Here is a 14,631-nt window from a genome sequence, read left to right on the forward strand (position 1 = left end):
ATTCTCTGGCAGGCTGATTCGTGCCTGGATGTTGCTGAGAGAGGCCGTGGGCTTTTCTACTGAAAATTTGCCTCCGGCCATAGAATCTCCCACAGAGAGATCGCATCAGGGCTTACAGGTGTTAGCCACAAGATATGCAGCGCCTGGGAGACCGAGCGCCGCACGCGCGGCGCTCGGTCTCCCAGGCGCTGAAGATGCTGTGGCGAGCACCTGGCAACCCTGATGCCATTGCCAGAAACCATAGAATCTCCCACAGGTACCGCACCAGGCTTGAGGGTAGTGCTGCACTTGTGGGAGCGGGTTCACCCGCGAAAGGGCCGGTACTGGCGGTCAATCTCTCAAGCCCGGCTCAGGCTGCATTGCCCCACACAACACAATCCGGGTACTCTTCCCGCCTCTTCCCTTCCGGCCTCCCTGCCGTGCACCGCCCAGGCGTTGATTCGCGAAGCGGTCATTCATGATGCCGACCCTTGCATGGCCGCCACTCACTCGCGCGCCCACCCGCCATCAATACATTCAGGATGACCTCATGATCATTCGCCAAGGCATCGCTGCCGACTACCCGCAGCTGCTCGACATCTGGCTGCGCGCCGTGCGCGCTACGCACCACTTTCTGCAACCCGCCGACATCGACGCGTTGCTGCCACAACTGCGCGATATCTACTTCCCGGCCGTCGAGTTGTGGGTAGCAGTCGACACGGATGACCAGCCGCAGGGCTTCATCGGCTTCAACGAACATCACGTGGAAATGCTCTTCGTCGACCCCGACCTTCATGGGCAAGGCATCGGCCGCACGCTGCTGGACTTCGGCCAGCAATCGCGCACTGCAATGAGCGTCGACGTCAACGAGCAAAACCCGCAAGCTGTGGGCTTCTACCGGCATTACGGTTTCATCCAGACAGGCCGCTCACCACTGGATGGCGAAGGCCGGCCATTCCCGTTACTGCACATGAGCTTGCCCACCCAGGCGTGATCAGGAATACATACCGCGATGGACCGCAAAGCCTCCCCCAAGCCGCCGTCCGACTGGGTCATTCGCAGCGCCTAGCCGGGTGGGATCGAGCGCATCGAAGGCGAATTCATCTGGCACGCACACCCGGAAACCGACGAAGCCTTTCTGGTGCTCGCAGGCACCCTGCGCATCGACCTGCCGGATGGCTGCGTGCATGTGCACCCGGGGGAGCTGTACGTGGTGCCCCGTGGCATCGAGCATCGGACGGCAGCCCAAGGCGAGGCGAAACTGATGATGATCGAGCCGCGAGGTGTTCTGAACACTGGGCATGAAGGGGGGGCGCGTACTGCCATGAATGATGTCTGGATCTGACAGTTCGAAAACTCGGCACAATCAACACAAGAGCAATTTTTAGTCTTTCTAGAGTTTCACATAGCCAATAACAGCCACCAAAAGGCATTTTCTCGCAACCATCCACAACCGGGCATCACTCAAGGTACGTATACTCGAACCCACTGTTGAGGATGCCCCGCATGCAAGCACTGGAAATGGACTACCGGCACGGCGATGAGGTCGCCAGCCACTGCCACGCCGAAGACCAGCTGATCTACGCCGCCAGCGGCGTGATGCGGGTCAGTAGCGACGGCGGTAGCTGGGTGATCCCCGGCGGGCATGCCTTGTGGATGCCCGCCGGGGTCAACCATGCCATCCGCATGGAGGGCGTGGTGTGCATGCGTACCTTGCTGCTTGAGGCGCGCGTGGAGCGCTGCCAGGTCATCGTGGTGTCCGGCCTGCTGCACGAACTGATCCTGGCTGCGTCACGTTTGTTTGACCTGCGTGACGGCCAACACGTACGGGCACTGATCCAGTGCGAACTGGCCACCGCCAGGCGCATCGATGCCTTTGTGCCGTTGCCGCAACAGGCGCGGCTGCGGGCCTGGTGCGAGCGCTTCTTGCAGGCCCCGGCCCAGGACCTGACCCTGGAACAATGCGGCGCGCAACTGAACATGAGTGCCCGCAGCGTGGCGCGGCTGTTTCAGCGCGAGGTGGGCATGTCGTATGGCGAATGGCGCGCCCGGGCCCGGGTGATGCTCAGCCAGCAATGCCTGGCACAGGGCCAACCGATCCTGAACGTCGCACTGGAGCATGGCTACCAGAGCGCCAGCGCCTTTGCTGCCATGTTCAAACGCATACTCGGCTACGCCCCCAGCGACTGGCAGAACATCGCCGCCCGCGGATACTGAAGCTCAGCTTGTCCCGATTGCGCGCAAGGTTGTCCCGCTTGCGGCAGCGAGGCCCGCCTCGCCCTCGTTAACCTCGCATCACCACCCTTCAAGCGACGTGCGTGATGCCTTTACTGCAATCATTCCCCTGCCCTGCCCGGCTTGGTGCCGCCCTCGGCATACTGAGCCTGCTTACAGCTTGCGCCCGGCAACCTGCGCCGATCGAGCCACCCGCCGCACTACAGGCAGACCCGCTGGCCAGCTTGCCGGCTGGCACCAGCAAGCAACCGCTTCCCGAACGCTGGTGGGCACTGTTCCAGGACCCACAGCTCGACCGCTGGGTGCAACAAGCCCTGGCACACAACCAGGACCTGGCGCAGGCCGACGCAAATGTGCAGGCCATGCTCGCTGGCATCGGCGAATTCGATGCCAGGCGCTGGCCGTCCACTTCTGTGGGGTTTGCCGCTACCTATGGCAAAAGCGCCGATGACCAGACCCTGGCCGAAGCCACCGACAGCCATGCCCCGTCACAATGGCAATTCAACCCAGGCATCGAACTGGCCTACCAGGTAGATATCTGGGGCCAGGTGCGTGCCGCCATCGAGCGTGCGCGGGTACAAGCTGATGCCACCCAGGCCGCACGGGATCTGGTGCGCCTGCATGTGGTGGCGCAAACCAGCCGTGCCTATATCGACCAGTGTGTGTACACGGCCCGGCTGGATGCGGCCCGCCAGTCGCTGCAATCGCTCGATCACAGCGTGCAACTCAGCACACGCCAGCATCAGGCCGGCGTTGCCACCGCCCTGGACAGCGAGCGCCTGCTGGGGTTACGGGAACAGGTGCGGGCACGGTTACCGATGCTGGAAGCCCGGCGGCAGATGGCGCTGTACGAACTGGGCATGCTCAGCGGTGAGGCCGCTGTGGCCGAGGCGCACACCTGCACGTCGATCCCTGCGCTGTCGGCACCCTTGCCCGCTGGCGATGGCTGGCAATTGCTTGAACGCCGCCCGGATGTGCGCCAGGCCGAGCGTGAACTGCAGGCCGCCACGCTGGAAATCGACATCGTCCAGGCAGACCTGTACCCGAAGGTCAGCTTCGGCGCCTCGCTGACGTCCTCGGACCATCACCTTGCCAACCTGGGCGACAGCGAAGCGCTGGTGTTCGGCATCGGCCCGCTGATCCGCTGGGAGTTCCCCAACGTCAAGGCCAACCGTGCTCGGGTTGCTAAAGCCAAGGCGTTGCAGCAGGCGCAGGTGGCCCATTACCACGGCGTGGCACTGGGCGCGCTGAAGGACGTGCGCCAAGCGCTGGCACGTTACGACGGCGAACGGCAGCGCTTGCAGGCGCTGGACGCGGCCCTGGCACACAGCCAGCGGGGGTTTGCGCTGGCCCAAGGCAATTACCGCGCCGGCACGGTTGACGGGCTGGCCTTGCTCGACAGCGAGCGCGAACTGATTCGTCTGCGGGCCAGCCATGTAGAAGCCCGAGGGCGGCTGGCACAGGCGCAGGTCAACCTGTTCCGCGCGCTGGGTGGGCGTTGGTAGCTCCAGGTCACTACAAACGGGGCCACTCTGCGGCCCTTCGCGGGCATGCCCGCTCCCACAAAAACTGCGCAACGCCTGAAGACAACGCCATCCCTGTGGGAGCGGGCTTGCCCGCGAAGGGCTGCGCAGCAGCCCCAAAAATCAAGTATGGAAATCGGACATGAATGCCGCCATAGAACAAACCGCTCCAGCCGGAACTGAACAGCAGTCCAGCGCCATACCCCGACGCCGCCTCGCCTACATCACCACCGGCAGCCTGGCAGTAACTGCCCTGCTGGCCTTCACCAGCTACTGGCTCACCACCGGCCGCTACCTTGAAACCACAGACGACGCCTACGTACGCGCCGACTGGGTGGCCTTGAGCCCACGCGTGGCCGGCTACGTGGCGAAGGTAGAAGTCGATGACGACCAACCGGTAAACGCCGGCGATGTGCTGGTGCGCCTGCAAGGCCGCGACTATCAGGCCCGGCTAGACCAGGCCCAGGCCCGCGTGGCCGAAGCCCAGGCAGCACTGGCCGCCGCCCAGGCCAGCCAGCAGGTAGCGGCCGAACGCATCAACCAGCGCAAACAAGCCATCGTCCAGGCACAGGCAGCTGTGCACAGTGCCATTGCCGAACGCCACCGCAGCGCGCTGGACATGCAACGTTACCGCGGCCTGGTGCGTGACGATGCCGCAACGGCCCAGCGCCTGGAAAGCGCCAGTGCCGCTGCATCCCAGGCTCAGGCTGCCGTGCAGGGTATGCAGGCTGCCTTGCGCGAACAGCGCTCGCAACTGGCCATGGCCAACGCTCAGGCCACTCAGGCTGACGCCGAACTGAAGCAACGGGAAGCGGCCTTGGCCCACGCACAGGCACGCCGGGTACTGGCCGAACAGGATGAACACGACACCGTGATCCGTGCCCCCATCACTGGCATCGTCGGCCAACGCCGCGTACGCGCCGGCCAGTACGTGGTACCTGGCCAGCCGCTGCTGGCTGTGGTGCCTGTGCAGCAGGCCTACGTGGTGGCCAACTACAAGGAAACCCAGTTGGCCCACATGCGGCCGGGGCAACCGGTTGAAATCCGTGTCGACACCTTCGCCGGTCAAACGCTGCATGGCCGGGTTGCCAGCTTTTCGCCGGCTTCGGGCAATGTCTTCGCACTGCTGCCATCCGACAACGCCACCGGCAACTTCACCAAGATCGTCCAGCGTTTCCCGGTGCGCATCCTGCTCGACAAACCGCTGGACGGCCCGCACGTGCTGCCCGGTATGTCGGTGGTAACCACCGTCCATACCCGCCCTGCCGAGGTTGCCGATGCCCACTGAACAACCAGTGTCACTGCGCGCCTGGGTGGCGGTGCTGGGTGGCCTGTTCGGCTGTTTCATGGCCGGCATGAACGTGCATGTCACCAGCGCCGCCCTGCCGCAAATCCGTGGTTCGCTGGGCGCCAGCTTTGAAGAAGGCTCGTGGATCTCTACCGCTTACCTGGTGGCCGAAATCGTGATGATTCCGCTGACTGCCTGGCTGGTGGAAGTGTTCTCGCTGCGCCGGGTGATGTGGACCGGCTCGCTGATCTTCCTGCTGGCCTCGGTGGCCTGTTCCTGGGCCCCGAGCCTGGAGGCGATGATTGCCATCCGGGTGGTCCAGGGCGCAGCGGGCGCGGTGCTGATCCCGCTGTCGTTCCAGCTGATCATCACCGAGCTGCCGGCCAGCAAGATGGCCATGGGCATGACGCTGTTCAGCCTGGCCAACAGCGTGGCGCAGGCGGCCGGGCCCTCGATTGGCGGCTGGCTGACCGATGCTTGTTCATGGCGCTGGATCTTCTACCTGCAACTGTTCCCCGGCATTGCACTGCTGGTCGCCATCGCCTGGTCGATCGAGGCCAGGCCGATGAAGCTTGAACTGTTGCGCAAGGGTGACTGGCTGGGCATCGGGGCCATGGTGGTGGGCCTGGGTGGCCTGCAGATCGTGCTGGAGGAAGGTGGCCGGCTGGACTGGTTCGGCTCGCCGTTCATCGTCGGCATGAGTGTGGTCGCTGCCATGGCCCTGGTGGTGTTCGTGGTAACCCAGCTGTTTGGCCAGCGCGCGTTCATCAACCTGCGTTTGCTGGGCCGCTACAACTTCGGCGTCGCCAGCGTGGCGATGTTCGTCTTCGGCGCGGCCACGTTCGGCCTGGTGTTCCTGGTGCCCAACTACCTGTCGCAACTGCAGGGTTTCAGCGCGCACGACGTGGGGGTGTCGCTGATTGCCTATGGCGTGGTGCAGTTGCTGCTGGCGCCACTGATGCCACGCCTGATGGGCTGCACCAGTGCCAAGTTCATGGTTGCCAGCGGCTTCCTGATCATGGCGCTGGGTTGCTGGCTGGGTGCGAGCCTGAACGCTGACAGTGCCGACAACGTGATCATCCCGTCCACGGTGGTGCGTGGCATTGGCCAGCCGTTCATCATGGTGGCGCTGTCGGTGCTGGCAGTGGCCGGGCTGGACAAGCGCGAAGCTGGCTCGGCTTCGGCAGTGTTCTCCATGCTGCGCAACCTGGGCGGTGCCATTGGCACGGCCGGGTTGACGCAACTGGTGGCGAGCCGTGAGCGCTTTCACAGTGAACGCATTCACGAGCAGGTGACGGTATTCGAGCCTGGTGTGCAGGAACGGCTCAATCAGACAGTGCAAAGCTGGTTGCCGCACCAACAGCAGATGCTGGAGGGGTTGGCGGGGACGATTCGGCGAGAGGCATACCTGATGGCTTACAGTGATGCGTTTTACCTGGCGTGCCTGGCGTTGGTGGGCTGTGCATTGGCGGCGTTGCTGCTACGGACCAGGCAAAACAGTTAAATTTTGGGGGCGCTTTGCGCCCCTTTCGCGACGCAAGGCCGCTCCCACAGGAGACCCCACCGCAGGAGGGTTACACATCTCCTGTGGGAGCGGCCTTGTGTCGCGAAAGGGCTGCAAAGCAGCCCCAAAATCTGTCAAGCAACCGAGTACATCAGAGCGCTGCCCCGGGCGCCCGCCCCAACACCCGCGAATACTCTTCACGCGCGCTCTGCTCGGTAAACTCCCCCGCCCATTTGGCAACCACCACCGTCGCCACGCTATTACCGATGGTGTTGCAGGTAGCCATGGCCATGGACATGAAGCGGTACACCCCAAACAGCAGCGCCAGCCCTTCCACCGGCAACACGCCAATGGCGGTCACCGTGGCGGCGAACACCACGAAGCTGCCGCCCGACACGGCCGCCGCGCCCTTGGAGGTCACCAGCATGATCGCCAGGATGCCCAATTGCTGCTCCCAACCCAGCGGCACACCGTAGGCGTTGGCAATGAAGAGTACGCACATCGACATGTAGATCGAGGTGCCATCCAGGTTGAAGGCATAACCTGTCGGCAGCACCAGGCCCACGCTCTGCTTCGAGCAGCCGAAGCGTTCGAGCTTTTGCAGCAAACGCGGCAGTGCGCTCTCGGACGAAGCGGTGCCCAGCACGATGAAAATCTCGTCCTTGATGTACTTCAGGAAGCGCCACAGGCTGAACCCCGACAACCGGCACACAGCCCCCAGCACCACGAACAGGAAGAACGCGACCGCCACGTAGAACATGAGCACCAGGTTGGCCAGCGACATCAGCACCGCCGAGCCGTTGCTGCCCACCGCATAGGCCACCGAGCCGAACGCACCCAGCGGGGCGAACTTCATGATCAGGTTGATGAACTCGAAGAAGCACTCCGACACCCGGTTCAGGCCGTCCTCGATCACCGCCCGGCGCTCATGTTTCAAGGCCAGCAAGGCAAAACCGAACAGCACGGCGATCACCAGCACCTGCAACAACTGGCCACCGGCAAAGGCCCCCACGAAGTTGTCGGGGAAAATGTTGTAGATGAAGTCCATGGTCGAGGCCGGCGCATGGCCCTTGGCGACGGCGGCGCTGGCCGCTGCCGATGCGGCGCTGCTGGCGTGTGCGCCGTGCATGCCCGAGCCGATGCTGATCAGGTTGCCCCACAGCAAGCCCAGCGCCAGCGCCAGGGTGGACAGCAGTTCGAAGTACACCAGCGCACGCCAGCCCACTTTCCCGACCCGCTTGATATCACCGGCCGAAGCAATGCCATGGACCACGGTGAAGAACACCAGCGGTGCAACAGCGGTCTTGATCAGTTTGAGAAAGATGTCCCCCAGGATCTTGAACTTGGCAGCAAGCTCGGGGGCGAGGAAACCGAAAGCGATGCCCAGCAGCATCGCGGCAAGCACCTGGAAAGTCAGGTCCTTGTACAGCGGCTTTTTCGAAGTGGAAGCCATGGTAGCGTTCTCATTGTTATTGTACGTAAACACAGGTCGTGGCCCGGGGGTGCCGGGCCACGGGCGTATCAGCGGGCAACGGCACCTGGGCGGGCCAGGGCCTGGTCAACCATCTGCGGCGCCAGGCCCAGGTAGTTGGTCGGGTCGCACAGCTGCTCGAGCGTCGCCAGGTCCAGGCGCGCGGTGGCTTCACCCTGGGCCTTCAAGGCTTCCAGCAGGCTGATGCCCTGGTCGTTGGCCATACGGCAGGCGGCATAGACCACATCGTGCGCCACCTGGCGGCCCAGCGCCGGGGCCAGGCCCATCATCACCGCCTCGGCAACGATCAGGCCCTGGGTCATGTCCAGGTTCTTGCGCATGCGCTCGGTGCGTACGTCCAGGCCGGCCAGCATGAAGCGTGCTTGCGCCAGCGAGGCACCGGTCAAGGCGAAGGCTTCAGGGACGGCGATCCATTCGGCCTGCCACGGGCCGGTGGAGCGCTCGAAGTCCTGGATCATGGCGTCGAGCATCAGCCCGGCCTGCTGGCGCACGCCCTTGGCGGCGGCGTACATCAGCTCGCAGGAGATCGGGTTGCGCTTTTGCGGCATGGTGCTGCTGGCGCCACGGCCCTTGACGAACGGCTCGTAGGCTTCGCCCAGTTCGCTGGTCATCATCATCATGATATCCAGCGCCACCTTGCCCAACGAGGCGCTGACCAGGCCCAGGAAGTTCAGGGTTTCGGCCAGGCCGTCACGGGCAACGTGCCAGGTGGCTTGCGGCACGCCCAGGCCCAGTTCGGCCATCAGCGCGGCTTGCACTTCCAGGCCTTTGTCGCCCAGCGAGGCCAGGGTACCGGCAGCACCGGCGAACTGCCCCACTTCCACTCGCGGGCGCAGTTCGACCAGGCGCTCGGCATGGCGGTCGAACATGCTCAGCCACACCGCGCATTTGTAGCCGAAGGTGATCGGCAGCGCGTGTTGCAGGTGGGTGCGGCCAGCCATCGGCGTATCGCGGTAGCGCAGCGCCAGTTCGGCCAGCAGGCCACGCACGGCCTGGATGTCACGTTCGACGATGGCCAATGCGGCGCGCACCTGCAATACCACGGCGGTGTCCATGATGTCCTGGGTAGTCGCCCCCCAGTGCACATAGCGGCCAGCCTCGCCACACAGCTTCGACAGCTGCTCGACCAGCGGCAGGATCGGGTAACCGACGATTTCAGTCTCGTGCTGCATCAGCGCCAGGTCCAGCGCCTCGTAACGCGACAGCTCGGCAATCTGCACGGCGGCTTCGGCAGGGATCACGCCGCAGCGGGCTTCGGCCTTGGCCAAGGCCACTTCCACTTCGATGTAACGCTCGATCAGCGATTTGTCGGAGAACACCGCACGCATTTCGGCGGTGCCGAACATGTCGCGGAACAGGGTGGAATCGAAAACGGTGGTGGACATGGGCAGGGATCCTGAAATGTTATTTTTTGACCGGACATATTGTTTATGTCCGTACATAATTCTTGCCCTGTCGCTGTTACACTGTCAACCGATGAAATTTGCGAGACAGACCAAAGGTATGAACCCGACCCGCTACACCACCGTGGCAAAGGACTTGATGGAAGGCATCGCCAGCGGCCGTTACCCGGTTGGCAGCCTGCTGCCGACCGAGTTCGAGCTGTGCGACCTGTACAGTGTCAGCCGGCACACGGTGCGCGCGGCGATCGACCAGTTGCTCAATCAGGGGCTGGTGTCGCGGCGCAAGCGTGTGGGCACCCGGGTCGAGGCCAGCAGCCCACGCGGCGGTTATTCGCAATCGCTGGCCAGCGTGGCCGACCTTGCCCACCTGGCCGAAACCCAGCAGCGGGAAATCCAGGACGTGCGCCACTTCGTGGCCGATTTGAGCGAAGCGGCGCGGCTTGGGCTGGTGCCGGGTGAGCATTACTTCTGCGTGTCGAGCATTCGCGTTGATCGCGCGCACAATGCGGCGCCGCTGTGCTGGACCGATGTGTACGCGCAGCGCGACTATGCCGAGGTGATCGAACGGGCCCGCGAGCACCCCGACCAACTGATCGCAGGCTTGATCGAGCAGCACTATGGCCGGGCGATCGCGGTGGTCGATCAGCAGGTGCGTGCAGTGCTGCTGACCGCGGAAATGGCCCGCGCGCTGAAGGCCGAAGCGGGCTCACCGGGGTTGAAGATCATCCGCCATTACCGCGAGGAGAATGGTGATTTGATGGCCGTGTCCGAGACGGTACACCCGGATGACCGCTTTACCCTGGTAACCCAGATGCGCCGGGATCGCTCACCCAGCTGATCCACGCCCCCTGTGGGAGCGCGCTCGCCCGCGAAAAATGCAACGCGGTGTATGGCACCGGCTTCGCCGGTGTTCGCGGGCAAGCCCGCTCCCACAGGGACTTGTACTTGCATTCAGGTCTTGCGCCAACCTGCTGCGCCTACTGCAACCGCAATTGCTGTTCGGCCTCGATCAATTGCTTGCTGCGCACCGTCACCACCCTGTGATCCCGCGCCAGCCACCCATACACCGTCGGTAGCACAAACAGGGTGAACAACGTCCCCACCAGCATCCCGCACACAATCACCACCCCCAGCCCGAAACGGCTGTTGGCCCCGGCACCGCTGGCGAACAGCAGCGGCAGCACGCCGAAGGTCATCGCCGCCGTGGTCATCAGCACCGGCCGCAAACGTATCTGCGCAGCGCGCACGATAGCCTCGGCGCGGGCCAGGTTGTCACGCACCTGAATCTCGTTGGCGAACTCCACCATCAGGATGCCGTGCTTGCTGATCAGCCCGATCAGTGTCACCAGGCCGATCTGCGTGTAGATGTTCAGCGTGGCCCACCCCAGTGCCAGCGGCAGTAGTGCACCACAGATCGACAGCGGCACGGTCACCAGGATGATCAGCGGGTCCACCAGGCTTTCGTACTGCGCCGCCAGCACCAGGTAAATCACCACCAGTGCGGCAAGAAACGCCCACATCAGGGCAAAACCTTCCTGCACGTACTGGCGTGATTCCGATTGCCAGTCGTGGCTGAAGCCAGGTGGCAACTCACTGGCCAGTTGCTCGAGAAATGCCACGGCGTTGCCCATCGACACACCCGGCGCCGGGATCGCCTGCAAGGTACTGGCATTCTGCTGGTCAAATTGCAGCAGGCGATTGGGCGCAACCTCGATATCCAGGTGCACCACCGTGGCCAGCGGCACCAGGCTGTCGTCCTCGGCGCGCACATACTGGCGGTTCAGCGCTGCCGGCGTCAGGCGTTGGTCCTGAATGCTCTGCGGGATAACGTCGTAGGAACGCCCGAACAGGGCGAAGCGATTAACGTACTGCTCGCCCACCAGCACGCCCAGCGACTCGCCGATGGCCTGCATGCTGATGCCCAGGCTGGCTGCCTTGGCCCGGTCGATGCGCACCTTCACCACCGGGTTGTTGTAGTCCAGGTCACTGTCCACCACGGCGAACAGGCCACTGTCGCGTGCACGCTGCTTGAGGGCTTCCATGGTCTGGTAGAGCTCAGGGTAATCCCCGGCACTGCGCAGCACCATCTGCACCGGCAACCCACCGCTGGAGCCCGGCAGCGAGGCCACCTGGAAGGCAAAAATGCTGCTGCCTTCGATGTCCGCTACCGCCTGCTGAAGGTGCGCCTGCACCTGCGCAGCCGAGCGCTCGCGGGCCTGCCAGGCACTGAGGTTGATGCCGCCAAAGCTGGCGGCCGGGCCGTCGGTGCCGTTGATGATCCAGGTGTCGGTGGTTTCGGCAATGGACTTCATCACCTGGTCGAGCTTCAGCGCAAAGCGTTCCGCATATTCCAGGCTGGCATGCTGCGGCGACTTGATGGCCGTGAGCACCGCCGCCTGGTCCTCGGGGGGTGCCAGTTCGCGCTGTGGCAGCAGGTACAGCCAGGGCAGGCTAAGGCACACCAGCAGTACCACGCCGCCACTGATCCAGCGATGAGACAGAATGTAGGCCAACACGCGCCCGTATGCCCCGGTCAGCGCCCCGAACACACGGTCCGCCAGGTTGGCCATTGCGCCGTGCTGCTGACCGGGTTGCAGCAGCAGCGAGCACATCACCGGCGACAAGGTAAGCGCCACCACGCCAGACACGATCACCGCCCCTGCCAGCGTCAGGGCGAATTCGCGGAACAGCGTACCGGTCAGCCCGCCCATCAGCCCGATCGGCGCATACACCGCCGCCAGCGTGAGGGTCATGGCAATCACCGGCCCGGCAATTTCCCTCGCACCCGCCAGTGCCGCAGCAACCGGCGACTTGCCCTCTTCGATATGGCGGTGCACGTTCTCCACCACCACGATGGCATCGTCTACCACCAGGCCGATGGCCAACACCATCGCCAGCAAGGTCAGCAGGTTGAGGCTGAAGCCGAACAGCAGCATCAAGCCTGCGGCGCCGAGCATCGACAACGGGATGGCCACCACTGCAATCATCACACTGCGCAGCGAGCCCAGGCACAGCCAGATCACCAGCACCACGATCAGCATCGCTTCTACCAGCGTGCGCAGCACCTCGTGGATGGAGGCGTCGATGAACCGTGCGGTCTCGTACGCCAACGCCACATGCACACCCGGTGGCAGGGTCTGCTGAATCTGCGGCAGCAGTTGGCGAATGCCCTCGACAATCACCAGCGGGTTGCCGGCCGGCGTGGGGAACAGGCCAAGGTGCACGGCCGGCTTGCCGTCCATGGTGGCACTGGTCTGGGTGGCCGCCGCACTCAGCTCGACAGTGCCGACATCGCGCAGGCGCACCAGGTCGGTGCCCGCGCTACGGATGATCAGCTCGCGAAAGTCCTCGACCCGGGTGAGGTCGGTGTCCACCTGGATATCGGCCAGCACATACTGCCCGCGCACCTGGCCCGGTGTTGCCTGGTAGTTGTTGGCACGCACCGCCTGCGCCACATCGGCTGCCGTCACTCCGCGCCCGGCCATGCGCTCGCTGTCCAGCCACAGGCGCATCGCCAGGCGCTGCCCGCCAAACGACTGCACCTTGGCTACGCCATCGATGCCGGAGAACTGCGGTTCCACTACCCGCGACAGGTAATCGCTCAGCTCGGGTATCGACAGGGTATCGCTGGCAAAACCCACGTAGGCCACAGCCGTGGAGTCACCTGCCGACAGTTCCACCACCGGGTCGTAGGCCTTTTCCGGCAGGCGATAGCGCACCTGGTTGACCTTGGCCATGGTCTCGGCCAACGCCTGGGTCGAATCGCGGTTCAGCACCATGCGCAGGGTGATCAGGCTGCGCCCCTGCTGCGACGACGAGGACAGGTAGTCGATGCCCTCCACCGATGACACCGCCTGGGTAATCGGCTGGGTCACGAAGCCTTGCATCAGCTCGGCGGAGGCGCCGGGGTACTCGGTGCTGATGGTGATGGTCGAGCTTTCCAGCAACGGGTACTGGCGGATCGGCAGCTTGCCCATGGCAAACAGCCCCAACAGGATGATCAGGCTGCTGACCACCAGCGCCAGCACCGGGCGGCGCACAAACAGATCGGTAAATTTCATGGCTACCGCCCTCCCAGGTTGGCCTGCAAGCTATCCTGCGCCACCGGCTCGACCGGCATGCCATCGCTCAGCTTGAGCTGGCCGGATACCACCACCCGGTCACCTGGCGCCAGCCCGGAGGTCACCTCCACCCGCCCCTGCCAGCGCTCACCGGTGGTAACCCGTACTCGGCCGACCCGGGTGCCCTGTTGCACATCCTGGGTCGCAACGAACACTGTCTGCCCATAGGCGGTGTAGGTGATTGCGGTTTCCGGCACGGCCAGCACGGTCGACGGCTGCGCAGCATCCAGGCGCACGCTGGCGTACATGCCCGGCTGCAACAGCCCGTCCGGGTTCGGCAGGGCTGCCTGCACCTGCACCAGGCGCGCCTTGCTGATAACCGGGTCGACCGCCACTACCTGGGCCTGGAAACCTTGGCTGCGCACGGCATCCACACCCAGTGTCAGCACCTGCCCGACGTGTACGCCGGGGGCAGCCTGCTCGCCCAAGGAAAAGTTGACATGCAATTGGCGGGTGTCTGCCAGGCTGACGATGGTCTCGCCAGCGCCCAGGTATTGGCCCTGATGTACCCGACGGATGCCGAGCTTGCCGGCAAACGGCGCACGGATGGCCTTCTGCGCAATCAGCGCCTCGACGTGCTGCAACTCGCCACGGGCCACATCCACGGACGTGGCCGCGTTGTCGAACAGTTCCTGCGAAACGGCATGCATTGCCAGCAGTTTGCGGCTGCGCTGCAACACCACCTCGGCGTTACGCAGCTTGGCCCGCAATTGCACACGCTGGGCCTGCTCCGGCGCGTCATTGAGTTGCACCAGCACCTGCCCGACCATTACCGCCTGCCCCGACTCGAACGCGATGGCGGTAATGCGCCCTGCCACCTCCGCCGCCACCTGCACCTGGTTGACCGCCTCAAGCTCCCCCGAGGCAAAGTTCTGCCGCGCCACCTGCACCTGTTCGGCGGTGGCCAGCGCCACCTTGGTTGCAGGCCACGCCGCCGTAGCGGGTGGTGCCGAACCACTACCTACCAGCGCATAGGCAGCGGCCAGCACACCTGCCACGGCGCCGGCGCAGGCCAGTAACGTCCTTTTGTTCATGCAGTGCTCCGATCATCAGGAAAGCGGTTGCGGGGAAGGTCGGGCAGGACTA

11 protein-coding genes are annotated in these 14,631 nt (G+C 64.3%); 7 read left to right on the forward strand and 4 right to left on the reverse strand.

All coding sequences use genetic code 11. From position 1 onward, the window contains the following. Nucleotides 1-529: 529 nt before the first annotated feature. The 6 genes from ACFY9W_RS21860 (at nt 530) to ACFY9W_RS21885 (ending at nt 6,529) form a co-directional block, all read left to right on the forward strand. On the forward strand, nt 530-973 hold the full coding sequence (locus tag ACFY9W_RS21860; protein WP_391134557.1) for an acetyltransferase: 444 nt from the start codon (nt 530-532) through the stop codon (nt 971-973). A gap of 84 nt (nt 974-1,057) precedes the next feature. Beyond that, on the forward strand, nt 1,058-1,324 hold the full coding sequence (locus tag ACFY9W_RS21865) for a cupin domain-containing protein (RefSeq protein ID WP_391134766.1): 267 nt from the start codon (nt 1,058-1,060) through the stop codon (nt 1,322-1,324). 161 nt (nt 1,325-1,485) lie between these two features. After that, entirely contained in the window at nt 1,486-2,196 is a 711-nt protein-coding gene (locus ACFY9W_RS21870; RefSeq protein ID WP_391134559.1) for a helix-turn-helix domain-containing protein, read from the forward strand. A gap of 104 nt (nt 2,197-2,300) precedes the next feature. After that, on the forward strand, nt 2,301-3,719 hold the full coding sequence (locus ACFY9W_RS21875; protein ID WP_391134562.1) for an efflux transporter outer membrane subunit: 1,419 nt from the start codon (nt 2,301-2,303) through the stop codon (nt 3,717-3,719). Nucleotides 3,720-3,879: 160 nt separating this feature from the next. Next, complete coding sequence (locus ACFY9W_RS21880) at nt 3,880-5,025, forward strand: efflux RND transporter periplasmic adaptor subunit (protein WP_391134565.1); 1,146 nt, start codon at nt 3,880-3,882, stop codon at nt 5,023-5,025. After that, a complete protein-coding gene (locus tag ACFY9W_RS21885; RefSeq protein ID WP_391134568.1) occupies nt 5,015-6,529 on the forward strand; it encodes a DHA2 family efflux MFS transporter permease subunit in 1,515 nt (504 codons plus the stop codon). The genes ACFY9W_RS21880 and ACFY9W_RS21885 overlap by 11 nt, the downstream gene beginning before the upstream one ends. A gap of 151 nt (nt 6,530-6,680) precedes the next feature. Here the strand turns inward: ACFY9W_RS21885 and ACFY9W_RS21890 are convergent, their stop codons facing one another. After that, nucleotides 6,681-7,982 carry a cation:dicarboxylate symporter family transporter gene (locus ACFY9W_RS21890; protein ID WP_105945280.1) on the reverse strand — a complete coding sequence of 434 codons (1,302 nt, stop codon included), beginning with the start codon at nt 7,980-7,982 and terminating at the stop codon, nt 6,681-6,683. A gap of 68 nt (nt 7,983-8,050) precedes the next feature. After that, complete coding sequence (locus ACFY9W_RS21895) at nt 8,051-9,406, reverse strand: lyase family protein (protein WP_391134572.1); 1,356 nt, start codon at nt 9,404-9,406, stop codon at nt 8,051-8,053. 118 nt (nt 9,407-9,524) lie between these two features. Between ACFY9W_RS21895 and ACFY9W_RS21900 the strand changes: the two genes are divergently transcribed. Continuing rightward, nucleotides 9,525-10,262, forward strand: a complete 738-nt coding sequence (locus tag ACFY9W_RS21900) for a GntR family transcriptional regulator (protein WP_391134575.1) — start codon at nt 9,525-9,527, stop codon at nt 10,260-10,262. A gap of 139 nt (nt 10,263-10,401) precedes the next feature. Here ACFY9W_RS21900 and ACFY9W_RS21905 read toward each other — a convergent pair whose 3' ends face one another. Together ACFY9W_RS21905 and ACFY9W_RS21910 are read right to left on the reverse strand one after the other, a co-directional pair. Then, nucleotides 10,402-13,485, reverse strand: a complete 3,084-nt coding sequence (locus ACFY9W_RS21905; protein WP_391134577.1) for a MexW/MexI family multidrug efflux RND transporter permease subunit — start codon at nt 13,483-13,485, stop codon at nt 10,402-10,404. Nucleotides 13,486-13,487: 2 nt separating this feature from the next. Further along, nucleotides 13,488-14,579, reverse strand: a complete 1,092-nt coding sequence (locus ACFY9W_RS21910) for an efflux RND transporter periplasmic adaptor subunit (RefSeq protein ID WP_391134580.1) — start codon at nt 14,577-14,579, stop codon at nt 13,488-13,490. Between the last annotated feature and the right edge of the window lie 52 nt (nt 14,580-14,631).

This window comes from Pseudomonas sp. NPDC008258 (assembly GCF_042956345.1).
In the GTDB taxonomy this organism is placed as follows: Bacteria; Pseudomonadota; Gammaproteobacteria; order Pseudomonadales; family Pseudomonadaceae; genus Aquipseudomonas.